Origin of the sequence: Plantactinospora sp. WMMB334 (assembly GCF_049179095.1) — a bacterium.
Lineage (GTDB): Bacteria > Actinomycetota > Actinomycetes > Mycobacteriales > Micromonosporaceae > Plantactinospora.
Genome location: NZ_JBMHME010000002.1, coordinates 6,682,337 through 6,699,360, shown reverse-complemented (window position 1 = coordinate 6,699,360; position 17,024 = coordinate 6,682,337). Strand labels below are relative to the sequence as shown.

16 protein-coding genes are annotated in these 17,024 nt (G+C 71.4%); 10 read left to right on the top strand and 6 right to left on the bottom strand.

The features are described 5' to 3' along the window. Window positions 1-108: 108 nt before the first annotated feature. From ACN27G_RS28905 to ACN27G_RS28885, 5 genes are all read right to left on the bottom strand, one after another. Window positions 109-1,812, bottom strand: a complete 1,704-nt coding sequence (locus ACN27G_RS28905) for a VirB4 family type IV secretion system protein (protein ID WP_421495875.1) — start codon at window positions 1,810-1,812, stop codon at window positions 109-111. Further along, entirely contained in the window at window positions 1,809-2,771 is a 963-nt protein-coding gene (locus tag ACN27G_RS28900) for a PrgI family protein (protein WP_421495874.1), read from the bottom strand. The genes ACN27G_RS28905 and ACN27G_RS28900 overlap by 4 nt, the downstream gene beginning before the upstream one ends. Continuing rightward, window positions 2,768-3,703 carry a conjugal transfer protein TrbL family protein gene (locus tag ACN27G_RS28895; protein ID WP_421495873.1) on the bottom strand — a complete coding sequence of 312 codons (936 nt, stop codon included), beginning with the start codon at window positions 3,701-3,703 and terminating at the stop codon, window positions 2,768-2,770. Before ACN27G_RS28895 ends, ACN27G_RS28900 begins: the two co-directional genes overlap by 4 nt. Continuing rightward, on the bottom strand, window positions 3,703-4,113 hold the full coding sequence (locus ACN27G_RS28890; RefSeq protein WP_421495872.1) for a pilin: 411 nt from the start codon (window positions 4,111-4,113) through the stop codon (window positions 3,703-3,705). The genes ACN27G_RS28895 and ACN27G_RS28890 overlap by 1 nt, the downstream gene beginning before the upstream one ends. A gap of 629 nt (window positions 4,114-4,742) precedes the next feature. After that, on the bottom strand, window positions 4,743-5,762 hold the full coding sequence (locus ACN27G_RS28885) for a hypothetical protein (RefSeq protein ID WP_421495871.1): 1,020 nt from the start codon (window positions 5,760-5,762) through the stop codon (window positions 4,743-4,745). 1,071 nt (window positions 5,763-6,833) lie between these two features. Between ACN27G_RS28885 and ACN27G_RS28880 the strand changes: the two genes are divergently transcribed. The 10 genes from ACN27G_RS28880 to ACN27G_RS28835 all read left to right on the top strand — a co-directional run bounded on the left by ACN27G_RS28880 (window position 6,834) and on the right by ACN27G_RS28835 (window position 14,762). After that, a complete protein-coding gene (locus ACN27G_RS28880; RefSeq protein WP_421495870.1) occupies window positions 6,834-7,772 on the top strand; it encodes a hypothetical protein in 939 nt (312 codons plus the stop codon). 10 nt (window positions 7,773-7,782) lie between these two features. Then, window positions 7,783-8,733 carry a TRM11 family SAM-dependent methyltransferase gene (locus ACN27G_RS28875; protein WP_421497493.1) on the top strand — a complete coding sequence of 317 codons (951 nt, stop codon included), beginning with the start codon at window positions 7,783-7,785 and terminating at the stop codon, window positions 8,731-8,733. Continuing rightward, window positions 8,730-9,611 carry a hypothetical protein gene (locus tag ACN27G_RS28870; protein ID WP_421495869.1) on the top strand — a complete coding sequence of 294 codons (882 nt, stop codon included), beginning with the start codon at window positions 8,730-8,732 and terminating at the stop codon, window positions 9,609-9,611. Before ACN27G_RS28875 ends, ACN27G_RS28870 begins: the two co-directional genes overlap by 4 nt. Then, entirely contained in the window at window positions 9,608-10,177 is a 570-nt protein-coding gene (locus ACN27G_RS28865) for a DNA cytosine methyltransferase (RefSeq protein WP_421495868.1), read from the top strand. Before ACN27G_RS28870 ends, ACN27G_RS28865 begins: the two co-directional genes overlap by 4 nt. Continuing rightward, window positions 10,146-10,985: a hypothetical protein gene (locus tag ACN27G_RS28860; RefSeq protein WP_421495867.1), complete on the top strand. Its 840-nt coding sequence runs from the start codon at window positions 10,146-10,148 to the stop codon at window positions 10,983-10,985. Before ACN27G_RS28865 ends, ACN27G_RS28860 begins: the two co-directional genes overlap by 32 nt. Further along, window positions 10,982-12,178 carry a DNA-methyltransferase gene (locus ACN27G_RS28855; RefSeq protein ID WP_421495866.1) on the top strand — a complete coding sequence of 399 codons (1,197 nt, stop codon included), beginning with the start codon at window positions 10,982-10,984 and terminating at the stop codon, window positions 12,176-12,178. The genes ACN27G_RS28860 and ACN27G_RS28855 overlap by 4 nt, the downstream gene beginning before the upstream one ends. A gap of 40 nt (window positions 12,179-12,218) precedes the next feature. Next, complete coding sequence (locus tag ACN27G_RS28850; RefSeq protein ID WP_421495865.1) at window positions 12,219-13,391, top strand: site-specific integrase; 1,173 nt, start codon at window positions 12,219-12,221, stop codon at window positions 13,389-13,391. A 394-nt stretch (window positions 13,392-13,785) separates the two neighbouring features. Continuing rightward, complete coding sequence (locus ACN27G_RS28845) at window positions 13,786-13,995, top strand: hypothetical protein (protein WP_421497628.1); 210 nt, start codon at window positions 13,786-13,788, stop codon at window positions 13,993-13,995. Window positions 13,996-14,001: 6 nt separating this feature from the next. Further along, entirely contained in the window at window positions 14,002-14,301 is a 300-nt protein-coding gene (locus ACN27G_RS28840) for an IS3 family transposase (RefSeq protein ID WP_018829231.1), read from the top strand. Next, window positions 14,298-14,762 carry an IS3 family transposase gene (locus tag ACN27G_RS28835; RefSeq protein WP_421495864.1) on the top strand — a complete coding sequence of 155 codons (465 nt, stop codon included), beginning with the start codon at window positions 14,298-14,300 and terminating at the stop codon, window positions 14,760-14,762. The genes ACN27G_RS28840 and ACN27G_RS28835 overlap by 4 nt, the downstream gene beginning before the upstream one ends. Here ACN27G_RS28835 and ACN27G_RS28830 read toward each other — a convergent pair. Next, on the bottom strand, window positions 14,756-16,996 hold the full coding sequence (locus ACN27G_RS28830; protein ID WP_421490903.1) for a tyrosine-type recombinase/integrase: 2,241 nt from the start codon (window positions 16,994-16,996) through the stop codon (window positions 14,756-14,758). The two genes, ACN27G_RS28835 and ACN27G_RS28830, sit on opposite strands and share 7 nt — an antisense overlap. Between the last annotated feature and the right edge of the window lie 28 nt (window positions 16,997-17,024).

Genomic DNA, 17,024 nt, shown 5'->3' with positions numbered 1-17,024 from the left:
GGGGCGATGTCGCTCGCAGAGCCCGTCATAGACTCATGACACTGAGACACGTGCACAGGGGGCAACAACCTGGGGTACCAGGGACGGACTCCCGCACCATTCTTGCTTTCAGGCACCGCGAGGGCACCAAGCCCAACCGGCGACGGCGAGCGACACCGCCGACCGAGTTTCACCCACCTGTGGGTGGCCCCGCCAGGGGCCATGGTTTTCTTGCTTAAGCAGCACCTGGGTGGCGGCGTTGGATACCACGGCCTGGCCCAGTTCGGTGCCGAGCACGTCCGCCACGTCCTGTGTGATGACGGTGAGTCCGGCGAACCGCTTGCGGCTTGCCTTGCTCATGCGGAACAGGAACTTCGCGCCTTCGCCGTCGCGCATCAGCAGCCATGCCTCGTCGACGACGACGATGCGTCGTGCCGGTGGTGTCGCCGTGGATCGGGGCTGCCGTGGCAGGTCGACCTGTCGCCAGATGTGGTCCAGGGCGATCAGGGTGCCGATGGTGCGCAGTTCGTCGGGCAGGTGCCGTAGGCTCCACACCACGAGGTGTCCGATCGGGGCGTGGGTGGTGGGGCCGAACAGGTCGGCGAAGCTGCCGTGCACCCACGGGGCGAGTCGTGCGGCGAGCTGCGCGGCGGCCGGTGTGGCGTCGGCTTCCAGACAGCCGACGAGGTCCTTGAGCAGGGGCGCGGGTCGGGTGTGGGTGCGCGGGTCGGCGGTGATGCCGGCCTGCCGGTAGACGGTCAGGATCGCCCTGTCGAGGGCGGCCCGCTCCGCTGGCGGCGGGGGGTGCCCGAGCAGCACGGAGATGACGGTGTGCAGGAACAGCCCGCGGCGGGTGAGCACATCGGGCCGGTGGTCACCGACCGGAAGGTCGAGGGGGTTGATCTTCACGCCGGGCATGCCGAGCCGGACGAGGGTGCCGCCGACGGCTTCTGCGAGCCGGACGTACTCGTCCTCGGGGTCCACAACCGACACCTGAACGCCCTGGTAGAGGTTCCGGAGGACTTCCAGCTTCACGAAGTAGCTTTTGCCGGCACCGCTTCGGGCGAGGACGACGGAGTTGTAGTTCTCGCAGGTCCACCGGTCCCACCAGACGATCCCGTTGGAGGCCGGGTTGACGCCGTAGAGCACACCGCCGGACATCGGCGGGTCACCCGGCAGCGGCGCCGGCAGGTCGGGGCTGGCAAGGGGGAACGCCGCCGCGAGGGCCTGAGTGTCCATCGTGCGCAGCATTTGCAGCGAGTCGGTCGCCAGGGGCAGGGTGGTGGTCCAACCGGCCAGGTGCCGCCAGGTCGCCGGCTGCACCTCCAGGAGTGTGGAGGCGGCGGCGGCCTTCACCTGGGCGCACGCTTCCAGAAGTTCCGCCTCCGACCTGGCGTGCACCGTGAGGTACAACCCGACGCGGAACAGCTTCGCGGCGCCGCGGGCGAGCCGTTGGGCCAGGTCGGCGGCGTCCTCGGCAGCGGCCTCGACGTACGGGTCGGACAGCTTGCCCTTGTCGCTGTCCGCCCGCCGGGAGGACTCCAGCCGGGCCCGCTGGGTGCGTAGGCGCGCCGCGGCGATCGGGGCGGGCAGCGGGTCGATGTGCAGGGCGAGGTCGAGCCGGCCGGGCCAGGCCAGCAAGGGTTCCAGCCAGCCCGGCCCGACCTCGGCCGGGTAGCCGCTGACGGCCAGGGTGGCCGCGTACCCGTCGCCGACCCGCAGAAAGCGGGGAGTCACCTCCACCGACGCCGGGGCGACCACCGCGGCCACCCCGCTGGTGGAGGCAGGCGAGGCGGCGTCGCGTGCGGCGCGGCGGTGTAGGAGTTCCTTCATGACGGTGCCTTCCTCTTGCGGGTGTGCGGGGGTGGCGCCCCGGTGATGACCGTGTCGGGGGCGGCCAGGCCGCCGGTGCGGGGCGGCCGGTACGGGTCGGCGCAGGCCGCGATCGCGGCGGTGGCCGCGTCGCCGTCCAGGGCACGGGTGGTCACCCCGAGCCCGGACAGCGACCGGACGGTGTCGTCGGCGCGCCGGCGGGCGGCGTGCCCGCCGTGTCCGCCGGCGGGGGCGCGGGTGACGATGAGGACCTGCCGGCGCAGCGGATCGCGCCGCTGTGCCAGGTCGTCGAGGAAACGGGCGTGGTCGGCGCAGGCCGTCTCCAGCGCCGGGTGCGGCAGCCGGTGGGCGGCCTGCTCCAGGCCGGTGGCGTGGCTGGCCAGGTCGACCGGCTGGGCGGAGACCACCACCTGCGTCGGTGTCGACAGCGAGTTGAGCCAGCGGCCGAACGTGTCCACCAGGGCCTGCTGCTCGCCCGGGGTACGCAGGGCCAGGTTGACGGTGGTGGCCGCGACGATCGCCGCCGGCGCGCCTGGCAGGGCGATCTCACCGTCGTCGGCGATCGCGGTCGCGGGCAGTCTCAGCGGGGCGGGCAGCGGTGTCCGCCCGGCGCTGCCGTCCACCCAGCTAGGGGTGCGGCTGGTCGTGTCGGTGGTCGACAGCGCCTTCGGCGCCTGGTGGTGGCGGATCGAGGCGAGCAGCCACTGGTCCATCGGCAGTCCGTCGCGGCGCCCGACGGCCAGGCCGAATACCAGGCCGCCGAGGACCACGCCGGCGCCGAGCAGCAGCGGGACGGGTAACAGGGTGTGCAGCGACCGCCAGCCGCCGTAGAAGACCACGGCGGCGACGGCGAGGATCGCCAACTGCCGGAAGGTCAGGCCGTACAGCACCTTGTCGGGTGCGTCCACGTCGGCGGGCATGCGGGCGCGGACGGTGTCGTCGTCGCGGGTACCGGTCATCGGGCCATCACCCGCGCCCGGCCCAGGCCAGGAACGGTCCTGGCCAACTGCTGCACGACCACCACGCGCACGATCGCGCCGAGGAAGCTGGTGTTGCGCCCGGACTGGGACACGTACCGGCCGACCAGGCCGGGGATCTTGACCGTGTACCAGAGCAGCACCACGACCACGAACAGGTTCAGCACCAGTCCTGGATCGCCGGGCAACCCCAGCGTGGGCAGCATGTGTTGCGGATCGAGCAGCATCCACTGTCCGGCCTGCAACGTCATCGCCTGCAGCACCGGCGTGGCCAGGCAGCCGCCGTAGCCGCGCCACCACAACCGTGCGAGGCCGTCAGTTTGCGGCAGCGCGTGGCAGGCCAGGGCGAGCGGCGCCGCCGCGGTGAGTACCAGCAGGGTGCAGATCCGCACGATGAGGCTGAACGTGGTCATGGCGAGCAGCACCGTGATCAGCAGGGCGATGGTCGCGAACAGCAGCGCCGGCAGCCCGGGTTCGCCGGCCGCGGCGTGGACATGCGTGTTGATGGCCGTGAACGCGCCGTCGGGGTTGTGGCCGGGTTCGGACAACGCCTCGGTCAGGCCGTTCGCCACCTCGATGGCCAGGCCGCACAGCAGCTGCGAGAAGTGGGCGCTGATGAACCCGACGACCAGGCGAGGGGCGAGGTCCTTGATCGTGTAGCGGGACCGCTCGTCGCCGCCGGAGATCATGACCAGGATCCCGGCGGCGACGAACGCGAGGACGAAGACCGTGTCCACGATCCAGGTGGCACGGCCGGTGAGGGCCTGCACCTGCGGCAGGCCCGTCACATCCGGTGTGATCAACAGGGACTTCGCGATCGCGCCGAGGACCGCGTCGAAGCAGGCGAGGATCGCCGTGGCGACCCACTGCATGAACGTGTCGAGGATCTCGGCGACCGGGGACAGCCAGCCCATCAGGGATTCCCGACGATGCCCTGCACGACTCTCAGCAGGATCGGGGCCAGCACTGCCAGGCCGTATCCGACCAGGGCGTTCTTCAGGGCTCCTTTGGCCTTGTCGACCTGGGCGGGATCGCCACCCGCAGTGGTGTAGTAGACGCCGGCCAGGACCAGGAACAGTGTGGCCACCGCGGCCAGAATTCCCATGATCCAGCTGCGGAGGTTGGCGATCACGTCGTGCAGCGAGTCGGCCGCGAGATGGGGCGGAGTGCCCGGGTCCGCGAGCGCGGCGGTAGGCACGGAGACCAGGAGAGTGGCGGTGGCCAGGAGCGCGGCGAGGATGCCGGCCCGGCGCCAGGTGGGGCGCCGCAAGGTGGAGTGACGGAACAGGAGCGTGCGGGCTCGCGGAAGTCGCGTACGGGACATTGGGGTTCACCTCCCGCCCCGCGCCGCACCTCGACGGGTGCGCGTTGGGGCGAATGCCGGAACGGGTGGGCACCGCCGCCGGGCGTCGCAGGAGGTGAACGGGCGAACCGCGTGGAGAATCCCCGGGAGGAGCTCGTCCTCCCTCACGGGTTGGCGGTTTCGATGTGGTGTCAGCGCATCAGAAGGGGCGCGGCACCCGGGGCACACGAGACGCACGTGCTTCCCACTAGCCCGACGGCGGGCAGCGTCCCCGGGTCCGGGCCGTCGGTGGCGCCGGCGAGAACCGCTGCACCAACCAACCGGGCTCTGTCAGACGTGGCGAACACCCTGCGATCTGACACGGCGTTGGTGGATCTGACAGGGCAGGTCAACCGGTATACCGAGGGCCGCGGGTGCCGACCCCGCGGCTGGCGGGCATCCGGCGCGTCACCCGTGCCTGTCAGATCCGATGTCAGACCTGCGGTCAGGTTCCGCGTCCCGGCGCCCCGCGCGGCCCCCGGGCGGGGTGGGGTGGTCGTTGTCCGCCAGCAGGTTTCGTGGTGGGAGCGAGCGGCGCCGGGGTGGTGGCGTGGCGCGAGCCCGGCGCGATCGTCGCGCCGGGCCCGAGGAGAGCAAATGATGCGGGTCGGTCAGGCCGCCGCAGCGGCCGGGCTCACGGGACGGCGCGGGCCGGTGGTGCGGCGCGCCGCGGCGGCCTTGCCAGCCCGGACCCTGACGCGCATGTCGTGGCGTCTGGTCAGCTCGTCGCGCACCTTTGGGGAACACGGTCCGGTGAGGACGCCGACCTCGAGCGCCCACGCCAGCTGGGCGTCGGCCCGGTTGAGGCGCATCCGCAGCACGTCCAGGTCGACGCCGAGGGCTTCGGCGACCAGCTCGGGGGTGCGCCGGCCGAGGCGGATCGCGATGTACGGCTCGACGTCCTCGCTGTCGATGAGCCCGAGCGCCTCGGCACGGTACACCAGCAGGTCGACGTGTCCGTACGGCTGGCGCGGCAGGCGGGACCCGGTGGCGGCGGCGTCGATGTCGTCGAAGAGCAGGTACTCCTGCTGGGACAGGCGCAGGTCCCGGCCGGCGCGCCAGGCGGCGAAGCACAGGCTGGCGTGCGGGGCGTCACGGGCCGGATCCACGCCGCCGCGCAGACCCTCCAAGAATCCGGTGAGGATCTCCGCGTCGATATCGGCCGGGTCACCCCGGTATCCGGCGGCGAGGGTACCGGCCATGGCGACCAGTGCCGGCATGGCCATCCCGACGGCCGCGATCACCCACTCGGGCCTACCCTGCCGGGCGCGGCGGACCAGCTCCCGCCACACAGCGTCACGGGCGGTGTAGGCGCTCGGATGCGCCATCAGCCAGTCCCGCAGGACCGGCAGCGGCACGTCGCCGGGCAGCGCATCAAGATCGATGCCGGCGGTTGCCGACGTGCCGGAACCGCCGGCAGGTCTGCCACCGGCTCCGGACACGGACCTGCCGGGCCCGGCAGTGCCGGCACCTGCCGAATCGGCAGTGCCGGACGTGGCAGTGCGGCCGGCGGTGAGCACGGCACAGTCGAGGGTCAGCGGCGCCGGGCCGACGGTCAGTGCCGCGAACGCTTTGTCGGCGGCCTGCAGCGCGGACGCCGGCCAGTCGTCACGGAGGTCGGACTCGCTCATGGGAATTGGGCTCCAAACCAGAGGCGGTGGGATGTGCCGCAGGCGCGGCGAACGGCACCCAGTGCGCCACAGCACGCTGACAAGGGCATGACAGAGCAGGTCGACGGCGGTTCTCACCGCCTGCGCGAGACGCCAGCGACTCTGACAAGGAATCGACCGTAAGGAGTGAAACGCTGGGGGCATCGGCTCTCGAAAGAGGTACCCGTCGTGGGGAAGTGGGCTGTGAGCTGCGCCGTCAGACTTTCCGCACCCCTGCTCTGCGTTCGCGGCCGGGCAGGGACAGGGAACAGCGCCGAATGGGCGTGAAGAAGCTGACAAGGCGCCGGGAAGCCCATCGCGACCCGGAACGCGATCTGACAGGGCTCTGACAACGAACAGTCAGAACACGGGGCCCGAACACCTGGGCGACCTCGCTGTTGCACCCGGCTCGTCGGCCAGCGGCATGTGCCGCTCGGACGGACCGCAGCAACGGACACGGGCCGGCCTCCCCGGACCGTGACCGGTGTCGCCGTCATCGACGGCGCTGCCCAGCAGCGGCATGCCGGACCGCCGAACTGCCGGACGCGCCGGAAACCGCCAGGCGGCAGTGCCACGGTCCCGGACCGCCACGGCACTGCCGCGTGGCCGGGAAGTGCCGACGGCACTGCCGCGGCGTAGCCGAACTGCCGAGAGCACCGAACTGCCGGGCCCGCCCGACACCGCCGCCGGCAGGTGCCGGCACGGCCGTGCCGAGCCGCGACACCCCGCGGACACGGACCCGCAGACCCAGCCGGCACATGTCCGTCGCCGCCCCACCGCGCGATACAGAGAGTGACCGCCAGCCGGGCGCGGCGAGAGAGCCCGACGGATCTGACCGCGCGACTCGTCGGAGTGTCCTCCGTCGCCAGCCGCAGGCCGCGGTGCGCCCAGCACTCCAACCACGTATCAGGACATATCCGAGCTGTCATGGCCTTCCGGGCGCCTTGTCAGATGCCGGGTGACAGTTGTCAGATTCCGGGGTGTTCGCCACGTCTGACAAACCCCGGTTGGTGGGTGTCAGCGCGTCACGGCGCGGCGCGGAGCCGACATCGCATGAGTCGATCCAACCCGCACACCCCGCAGCCCTACGGCGAACCGGCCCACACCGGCGGCGCCGACCCGACTGTCCTGGTTGATCTGGTCGCCGGCGACCCGCCGGTGCCGATCACCGTCTGGCGTACCGCCCGCCGCGACGACGACCCCACCATCACCGTGCCCGCCCGCCTGGCCTGCCGACTGGTCTCCGCCTACAGCCGGCCCGGCGAGACGGTCGTCGACCTCACCGACGGCCACGCCCTGGCCGCCGCCTGCCAGCGCGGACAGCGCCGGCACCACAAGGCCTGGTTCACCGACGCGGCCTCGCTGATGATCGGCTCGGCCACCCCGCCTCAAGGGACCGAACCCGACGACGAGACCGGCACGGACCTCGACGAGGCGAGCGGGACGGACCTGGACGGGCCGGAGCCCCCCGACCTGGCCGCCTGGTTCGGCGACGACCTCACCGACTCCGCCATCCCGCCGGACGGCCCGCCGGTCACCGCGCTGCCCCCCGATGCCAGCGTCGCCGGCGTCACCAGCCTGGTGGTCGCCTGCTGGCCCCTGGACGCCTCCGGCGACGCGGCCAACCGCGTCCGGTTGGCCTGGCTGCTCGCCGCGTGCGGGCAACTGCTGCGCCCGGGCGGCTGCCTCGTCCTGGTGGTCGGCACCCCGATCGGCAGGCCCGCCACCCCGGAGGACTTCCGCCCCCTGGTCGCGGCGGCCTCCGCCGCCGGGCTCGGCTACCTGCAACACATCGTCGCCGTCGGCGCCGACGCCGACGGCGACCAGTTCACCTACTTCGCCACCGACGAGGAACTCCTCGCCCTCACCGCCGGCGAGGACGGCCAGCGGTGGGCGGTCGCGCACCTGCGGGTGCACGCCGACTGCTTCGTGTTCAGCCAGACCCGGCCGTCCACCCCGCGGCCCCGGCGGGGTGGTGGCGCCCGTGCCTAGGCCCACGACCCTGACCGGCACGCCCGACCCGGACGACAACGACCGCGGTCGGAGCACCCCGAAGACCGGCACCGGCCGCGGCGCACGACGCGAGACCGCCGCCGAGCCAGGCCAGCTGTCCGTCTGGGCCCCCGCCCAACTGACCGGACCGGTACAGCGCCGCGGCCGGTACGTACCGGACTCGGTCCGGCACCCGGCGCGGATGCTGCCGGCCATCGCCGCGCACGCCATCACCTTCTACACCTCGCCCGGCGACCTCGTGCTCGACCCGATGTGCGGAATCGGCACCACCCTGGTCGAGGCCGCGCATCTCGGCCGGGACGCCATCGGCGTCGAGTACGAGTCCAAGTGGAGCGACATCGCGGACGCGAACGTCGCCCACGCCCACCGGCAGGGTGCCCCCGGGCGTGCGTCGGTGGTGCGTGGCGACGCCACCCGGATCACCAGCCTCTTGCCGGCCGCGCTGGCCGGCCAGGTGTCGCTGGTGGTGACCAGCCCGCCGTACGGGCCGACCGTGCACGGCCTGGTCCGCCCCGAGGCCGGCGCCGGGGTGCGCAAGTCCGACAACACCTACAACGACGGCACCGACAAGGGCAACCTCGCCTACCGAAACCTGCCCGGCCTGGCCGAGGGCTTCGCCGAGATCCTGGCCGGCTGCGCCACCCTGCTCAAGCCCGGCGGCGTGGTCGTGGTGACCGCCCGGCCGTGGCGTAAGCGCGGCGAGCTCGTCGACCTGCCCTCGGCGGTCATCGGCGCCGGAACCGCCGCCGGGCTCGTCCCGGTCGAGCGGTGCGTGGCGCTACTCGCCGCGGTCCGCGGCGGGCGGCTGATCGCCCGGCCGAGCTTCTTCCAGCTCTCCGCCGTACGTAAGGCCCGCCAGGCAGGGGTGCCGATGCACCTGATCGCCCACGAGGACGTCATTGTCCTGGCACGCCCCCTGCCCGCGGGGGAGGCCGCGTGACCCCACCGACGATCAGGCTGCTGTCTCTCGGCGCCGGGATACAGAGCTCCACCTGCCTGCTGCTGGCCGCCCACGGCAGGATTCCGCGGTTCGACGCCGCTGTCTTCTCGGACACCGGCTGGGAGCCGCAGGCCGTCTACCGACACCTCGACCGGCTGACCGGCATCGCGCAACGCGCCGGCATCCCGCTGGTGCGGGTCGCCGGCGGCGACATCCGCGCAGACGCACTCGACCCCGAGCACAGGTTCGCCTCCATGCCGCTGTTCTGCCTCGGCCCCCACGGCGAAAGAGGAATGGCCCGGCGGCAGTGCACCAACGAATACAAGATCAAACCGATCAAGCGGGAGGTCCGCCGCCGGCTCGGCTACCCACACCCCATCCGGGTCCCGAACGGGGTGTACGCCGAGGTCGCGATCGGCATCTCCCTCGACGAGATCGGCCGGGCGCGGGACTCGGACGTGCGCTACATGCGGCACGTCTTCCCGTTGCTCGACCTGAAATGGCGGCGCGAGGACTGCGTCGCCTACCTGGCCGAACACGGCATGGGGGACACCCCGAAGTCGAGCTGTATCGGGTGTCCGTTCCACGACGACAGCTTCTGGGCCGACCTCAAGGCGCGCAGCCCCGCCGAGTGGGCGGACGCCGTCGCCTTCGACACGGCGATCCGGCACGGCTCGGCACGGGCCAACGCCGACGGACAACCGCTGCGGGGCAGGTACTACCTGCACGCGCAGCGGGTGCCCCTGGACCAGGTGATCCTGCGTCCCCGTAACCGGCCATCACCCGATGACACGCCAGGATGCGGCCCGTTCACCTGCCCACACCCGGCGGACACGTTCGACGCCGGTGCTGCGACGACCGGGCCGGGGGTGGCGTGAGCAGTGCCGACCTGGCCCGCCACCCCCAACCACCCGGCGCAGAAGTGCGGATCGGGTCACTGTGCACCGGGTACGGCGGCCTCGACCTGGCCGTCGAGCTGGTGCTCGGCGGCCAGCTCGCCTGGTACGCCGAGACCGACCGGCACGCCGGTACCGTTCTTGCCCACCACTGGCCCGGCATCCCCAACCTCGGCGACATCCGCACCGTCGACTGGACCCACGTCGAGCCGGTCGACATCCTCACGGCGGGCTTCCCCTGCCAGGACATCTCCAACGCGGGACGAAGAGCCGGTATCACCGGAGAGCACTCCAGCATCTGGAAACACGTCGCGGGAGCCGTTCGCGTACTTCGACCGCGCCTTCTCTTCGTGGAGAACGTTGCCGCGCTCCTGCGGCGAGGGCTCGACATCGTCCACGCCGACCTGGCCGCGCTCGGGTACGACACGAGCTGGCTATGCCTACGCGCATCCGACATCGGCGCGGCCCACCGCAGAGACCGACTGTTCCTGCTGGCCACTCCCACAGATCGAGGGGGTGCCGACGTTGCCAACACCATGCGCCCGTGACGGCAAGGGCCCCGGCCACCAGTACGGACTGCCGGATCTGGTCGAGCCGACCGGCACCCGCCAGGGCCTCCTGCCCACCCCGACCACGATCGGGCACGGGTCGAACCGCTCGCCGTCACCGAAGCCGACCCGCCGCCCCCGCCTGCACCAGTGGGCCGCACACCTGACCTCCACGCTGGCCACCAGCACCGACGACGACGGCAGGGGCGGTGCGGCGGCGGCCCTACTGCCCACATCGACCGCGGCGAACAGCCGGTCGTCGGCGAACGTCACCGCCGGCCGGACGCTGACCGACACCACCCGGCTACTGCCCACCCCGCGGGCGACGGACGGCGCGAAGGGCTGCCCGGGGCAGCGGGGCTCGCACGGGGACCTGACGCTGCCCTCGGCTGCCGTCCGCATCCCGCCGCGCACGCTGCCGACACCGACCGCGTCGGACGGGCGCGGGCCGGGCCGGCACGGCAGCGGCGGTGCGGACCTGCGGTCCACCGTCGCCGACCTGCCCGAGCCGGCGGAGCCGGACGACGCCCACTGGGGTGTCTACGCCGCGGCGGTCGCGCGGTGGGAAACGCTGCTCGGCCGGCCGGCCCCGGACCCGACGCAGCTCGGCCGGCACAGCAAACCGGTGCTGGCCCCACCATTCGTCGAGTGGCTCATGGGCCTCGACGAGCACTGGGTCACCGATCCGGAGCTGGACCTGCCGCGCACGCTCGCACTGCGGGTCCTCGGCAACGGCGTCGTCCCCCAGCAGGCCGCCACCGCGTTGCGGCTGCTGTCCTGCCCGCACCGATGGGCGGTGCCGACATGACCGATCCGACCGCGCTGGACCCCTACCGGTACCGGCAGGCTGGGCCGGTCGAGCTGTATCTCGGCGACGCCCGCCAGGTCCTCGCCGCCATGCCCGGCGCCAGCGTCGACTGCATCGTCACCAGCCCACCGTTCTGGGGGCTGCGCGACTACGGCACCGGCGCCTGGAACGGCGGTGCCCCGGCCTGCCCGCACCCGATCGGCCGAACCCGCCGCACCGACGGCACCACCTGCCCGGCCTGCCAGGCACGCTGGATCGACCCGCAATACGGACTCGAACCAGCCCTGGACGACTACCTCGACCACCTCGTCGCGGTCTTCGACCAGGCCAGACGAGTCCTCGCACCGACAGGCACCTGTTGGGCCAACCTCGGCGACTGCTACAGCAGCGCCGCAGGCGGCGCACCGAAGGCAGGCCGGCCGCAACCCGGCGGGCTGCGACCCTCCATGCCGCGCGTCCAGGACATGCTCCCTCCGAAGAATCTGGTCGGAGTGCCCTGGCGGGCTGCCCTCGCTCTTCAGGCGGGCGGCTGGTACCTGCGCAACGCGGTTATCTGGGCCAAGAGCAACCCGATGCCCGAATCCGTCCGCGACCGCCTGTCCACCAGCTACGAACTGCTGTTCCTGCTCACCAAATCCCATTCCTACCACTTCGACCTGGATCCGATCCGAATCCCCCTCGTCAGGCCGGAGGCTGCCGACGGGACCCGGATCATCGGCGGATCCCGCAAAGGCCACACCGGCGGAGTCGGCGCCACCGCCCGCCGCTGCGGCGCCACCGCCTACGGCGCCGGCAAACACGGCGCCGAGGGGGCCAGCGTCGAGCCCCGGGCCGGACGAGGCAACCTCGCCCCGCTCGGCCACGCCCACACCGCCGCCCACCCGAAGGGACGCAACCCGGGGGATGTGTGGCGGATAGCGACCCGCCCCTACCGGGGGTCGCACGTGGCCCCATTCCCGATCGACCTGCCACTGCGGGCGATCGCGGCCGGCTGCCCGCCAGGCGGTGTGGTTCTGGACCCGTTCTCCGGCGCCGGGACGACCGGTCTCGCCGCGCTGCAACTCGGCCGCCGCTACGTGGGCATCGACATCAGCGCCGCGTTCCACGACGAAGCCCACCAGCGCATATTGCATCAGATGCAACAACTCGGGATGTCCGTCGACGACCAAGGCCAGCCAGACGAGACGGCTTGATCGATGATGCTAACTGATCTTCGACGGCTGACCTCGACGTTTGCACGATACGTCTTCCATCCCAACAATGTTGCTTCTAATGCAACGCCGATGGGAGCTGGCTGTGGCGGGGGAAATGGCCGGTTCGGCGCGGTTGGAGCTGGTCGAAGGTGTCGTCCCGCTGGATCCGCAGCGGGCGGTCGTTGAGGCGATGCTGTCGGGCTGGGCCCGGCAACAGGCGGCTCGGTTCCTCGATCAGGAGGCCACGATCGGACCGCGGTTGGCGTTGGTCCGCCGGCTGATGTCGTTCAGCGGCCTGTATCCGTGGCAGTGGACGGCCGCGGAAGCAGAGGCGTTCATCGCCGACCTGCGTTCCGGGGCCAAGCCGATCCGAGTGTCCACCGCACGGGGATACGAGATCGCGTTGCGGATGTTCTGCGAGTACGCGGCCGATCCCCGTTACGGGTGGCCGGAGCAGTGCCAGCAGCGGTTCGGCGCCTCCGTCACGCAGGTGTTCCACGAGCACAACAGCGTGGTCCACGTATCGGACTACGAGGGGGACCCGGGCCGGCGGCCGTTGACCTACGACGAGGTGCAGGCACTGTTCGATGCGGCAGACGGCCGGGTGGAGGAGATCCGGAGCCGGCGTCGGAAGGGCTCGCTGACCGCGATGCGCGACGCCGCGATGCTCAAGACCGTCTACGCGTACGGGTTACGTCGGCAGGAGTGCTGCGGTCTGGACCTGGCAGACCTTCGGCACAACCCGAAAGCAGCTCGGTACGGCCGGTTCGGGGCATTGTTCGTCCGTTTCGGCAAGGCGTCACGCGGCGGTGCACCCAAACGGCGCACGGTCCTGACGGTGCCGGAGATGGACTGGGTCGTGCCGGTCCTGGAGCAGTGGGTGGACGAGGTCAGGCCGCTGTTGTCGCCGGGGCAGCATCCGGCGTTGTGGGTCACCGAGCGGCGCAGCCGGGTCGGAGCCGGTGGGAGCCACCCGGCTGACCACCACACCAGCGATCCCACCCATTCCGAGAATCCGCCACCGTGCCGGTGGCGGACCCTTCCCTCACTCCCGAAGGACGAATCCCATGAACAGCACAGCCACCGCTTCTGCCGAAGGCGTACCAACGCCTCCCCAGGCGTGGACCGTCGAGCGCATCCGCGCGCTCGGAGCGGTCACCGACATCACCACTGCGGCGCAAATCTTCGGCCTGTCCCGCGCCGCGGCCTATGACCTCGCCAAACGCAACCAGTTCCCGGTCGCCGTGCTGCGGTTCGGTAGCCGCTACCGCGTACCGGTCGCAGCGATCCTCAAGGCACTGCACCTGCCCGCCGACGGCGAACAACCGCCCGGCCCGCCCCTGCCGCCCGCGGCTTGATCCGTTCCGGAACGCACGCGTTGTCGGGGTACGGCTTGGAGTGCAGAGCTATGTACGCTGATCTTGCAGAGGTGCGCACTGTTTGTCCGTCGTCAGCGGGTGACTGAGGGTGAGGCTGCTCGGGTCGTGATCGGGCAGGCGTGGGGCGGCTGGCGGTGGGGGCGATGGATGAGCAGCGGTGGCTGGATGTGCGCCGGTTCGGGTGTGTACAACTAACGGCGGATCTGCTGATCAAGGGAGATGCGCCAGATGACGACCGAGACCACTATCGAGCAGGAGCCCGCGGGCGGGTCGGTGGGTGCGGCCACGGATGAGCAGCTGATCGCGTTGCTGGTGGACCGGGCACGTGGTGAAGGGTTGAAGCTCACCGGTGAGGGCGGTCTGCTGCAGCAGTTGACGAAGCGGGTGCTGGAGTCTGTGGTTCCCCTCGTAACGTGGAGGCTAGAACTTGAGGGATAGAGGTTCATGGCTGAGACGAGACGCCGGTTCGATCCGGAGTTCCGCGCTGGCGCGGTCCGGATCGTGCGGGAGACCGGGAAGTCGATCGCGCAGGTAGCGCGTGATCTGGGGATCAACAGCGGCACCCTGGCCAACTGGGTTCAGCAGGATCGTGCCGCTCGTGGCGAAGCCGCTGCCGGGCAGCTGGCGGAGGACGAGCGGGCTGAGTTGGCGCGGTTGCGGCGGGAGAACGCGGAGCTGGCGATGGAGCGTGATGTCCTCAAGCGATCCGTGGTCCTGTGGGTCAAGGAAGCGACGGGCCGGTGAGCGTGGCCGCCTTCATCGCTTCCCAGAGGACCGAGCACGACGTGCCGCACGCGGTGGCCTGCCGGGCCCTGGGGGTGTCCGAGTCGTGGTTCTACAAGTGGCGCGACCGTCGGCCGACACCCCGCCAGGGCCGTAGGACCAAGCTGACGGACGCGGTCCGGCGCGTCTTCGACGCCTCAGGCGGCACCTACGGCAGCCCACGCATCGGCGACGAGTTACGCGAGCAGAGCTGGCGGGTGTCGGACAACACGATCGCCCAGCTCATGGCTGATCTGGGCCTCGTCGCCAGAGCGAAACGGCGCCGGCGTGGGCTGACCCGACAGGGCAAGCGGCCAGCCGCCCCGGACCTGGTCAAGCGTCAGTTCACCGCGCCCGCGCCGGACGTGGCCTGGTGCGGCGACATGACCGAGATCGCTACGCAGGAGGGCAAGCTCTACCTCGCCATTCTGTGGAATCAGTGATTTTCAATGGCCTGGCTGTGGGTGACGCTGAGGATGGGTAGCAGGGTGGCGGTGGTGGGGATGCCGAGCTGGCGTGCGGTGGGTCCGGCGGGGGTTGGGGTGTCGGCGAGTCGGCTGATGAGCGTGTCGAGGGCGGCCTGGCCGTCGTGGACGGCGGCGCGTTCGTCGTCGGTGAGTGGGATCGAGGCGCGCATGCGCTGCAGGTTGGTCTTGGCCTCCAGCAGCTGGGCCTTGGTGGAGTCCTTGGGGGTGTAGAAGTCGCAGCGGGCGCAGGCCATGCGGTGAGGGCATTGTTCGAAGAAGGTGTAGCTGCAGTAGCCGTGGCCGAGGTCGTAGTGCTGCCAAGGTGTTCCGGTGGTGGCGGTGCCGGTGGTGACGGCGTCGCGGTCGATGAGGACTTCGATGGTGCGTAGGTTTCGGGCGAAGTAGCCGGCCTCGGTGTATGCCTTGGTCAGGGTGGCCGGGGTGATCTTCGCGTAGTGCTGGGTGCTGTTCGGGCTGCGGTGGCCCAGCCAGGCTTGCAGCTCGAACAGGGTCATCGGTTCTTTGGCGTTGTAGAGCTGGCTGGCGATGGTGGAGCGGGCCCGGTGGCTGGTGATGGTGCCGCGGACGTCGCTGGTGGGCACGTTCGCCTTGGCACATAGCGTCGGGATGAGGGTGCGGTTGATGTACTCCTTGGCGACCGGGTGGGCGCGGGTGGAAAACAGCAGGTCGACGTGTTCGCTGGTCTTGCGGTCGTGCCGCTTGGGTTGGACGGGTCGGATGTTCTGCCAGGCGTCGATGGCCTGGCCGACGATCGGGTCGACGGGCTTGGTGAACGCGGTGCCGGTCTTGTGCACGGGGACGTCGAGTAGGCAGACGGCGTCCTCGGCGAGCACGTCGCGGGAGTCGCCAGCGATGGGGGTTCCGTTGTGCTGCCAGCGGATGCAGCCGACGCGGAGCCGGGTGAGTTCGTCGCTGCGTAGGCCGGCGAACAGCCAGGTCAGTGCCAGTGCGCGGGTCAGCTCGATCGGGTAGTAGCTGCCGGCGGCGGTGCCGAGCAGGTCGGTGGTCTGCAGGTTGAGCCCGGCCCACAGCAGCTTGGCCCACACGTCGTCGGCGATGACGCGGGGGTTGGTGCCGATCAGGGCGGCGACGCTGCGCGGGACGGCGAGCGCGCGGGCTGGGTCGAACCTGCGGGGGATCCACTCCCACTCCTGCAGGTCGCGGAAGAAGGTGCGGGTGCCCATCAGGATGTGGGCCTTGGTGCGCGGGGCGATCGGCGCGCCGATGCGCTCGTGCAGGTGGTCGCGGCGGCCGACCCAGTCACCGACGGTCATCCGGTCCACCGCGGCGACCCAGGCAGCGCAGATGGCGCGGGTCCACCGGCGTGGGTCGACCGCATCGGGATGTTCGGCGGCCAGCCACCGTCCGGTCTTGGCCATGTTGCAGCGGATGTTGGCGCGGACGTCGGGTGTCAGCGCCGAGGTGTCGTACCAGCGTTGCAGAACCTGCGCCCAGGCCGCCGGGACGCCGGGCAACCCCGGCGCGTGGTTGAACCCGGGACGCACCGGAGGCTGGCAGTGGCCGAGGCCGGCAACCGCGCGTTGCAGCGTGTAGAGCGTGGTCGGGTGACGTCCGGTGCTGGCCGGGTGCGTGTGCAGGCCGGCGAACGCCCCAGTGGTCAGGTCCTCCAGCCGCGGGCTGCGGTTGATCAGCAGAGCCTGGGCCAGGATCCCGGGTAACCGGTAGCGGCCCTCGGAGTCGGTCTGGCTGCGGTAGCCCCACCCCTGCGTGATCGTGCTTACCGACTCCATCGCCGCGGCGACCGGCTGCTCACCGAAGACCAGGTGCGCCAAGTGCAGCCGGTTGAAGTTGCCCACGTGCTGGTAGTCGGTGAACCCGCCCAGCAGCCAGCCCAGCGCGAGCAGGAAAGGGCGCACCGTGACCTCGGTCGGTAGTGGCTGCGCGTCGCGGAACGCCCGGCTGCTGGCGCCGACCAGCCGGGCCCAGTCCCAGCTGGTCCACCCCCACCACGTCCGGCCCACGGTGGCGCAACCGCCGAGCACGATCGCGGTGGCCTGCCGGCCGGCACGGCCGAACCGGACCGGGTCGCCGTGAGCGTCGTGAAGGGCGGCGCAGGCGGCGTCCAAAGGTTCGACCAGCCGCGACAACGCTCGCCACGACAGGGCAGTGCGCCGGGGCACGCCACGGCAGCGGTTGCGGCGCAACGCCTTCGCGTCCAGCGCGACCAACGCCGCGGCCTCACCCGGGGACAGCCGC

Excerpts from the sequence above, each read along its gene's own strand:
- ACN27G_RS28905 (WP_421495875.1), bottom strand. The coding sequence starts at position 1,812 with ATGAAGGAACTCCTACACCGCCGCGCCGCACGCGACGCCGCCTCGCCT.
- ACN27G_RS28900 (WP_421495874.1), bottom strand. The coding sequence starts at position 2,771 with ATGACCGGTACCCGCGACGACGACACCGTCCGCGCCCGCATGCCCGCC.
- ACN27G_RS28895 (WP_421495873.1), bottom strand. The coding sequence starts at position 3,703 with ATGGGCTGGCTGTCCCCGGTCGCCGAGATCCTCGACACGTTCATGCAG.
- ACN27G_RS28890 (WP_421495872.1), bottom strand. The coding sequence starts at position 4,113 with ATGTCCCGTACGCGACTTCCGCGAGCCCGCACGCTCCTGTTCCGTCAC.
- ACN27G_RS28885 (WP_421495871.1), bottom strand. The coding sequence starts at position 5,762 with ATGAGCGAGTCCGACCTCCGTGACGACTGGCCGGCGTCCGCGCTGCAG.
- ACN27G_RS28880 (WP_421495870.1), top strand. The coding sequence starts at position 6,834 with ATGAGTCGATCCAACCCGCACACCCCGCAGCCCTACGGCGAACCGGCC.
- ACN27G_RS28855 (WP_421495866.1), top strand. The coding sequence starts at position 10,982 with ATGACCGATCCGACCGCGCTGGACCCCTACCGGTACCGGCAGGCTGGG.
- ACN27G_RS28845 (WP_421497628.1), top strand. The coding sequence starts at position 13,786 with ATGACGACCGAGACCACTATCGAGCAGGAGCCCGCGGGCGGGTCGGTG.
- ACN27G_RS28840 (WP_018829231.1), top strand. The coding sequence starts at position 14,002 with ATGGCTGAGACGAGACGCCGGTTCGATCCGGAGTTCCGCGCTGGCGCG.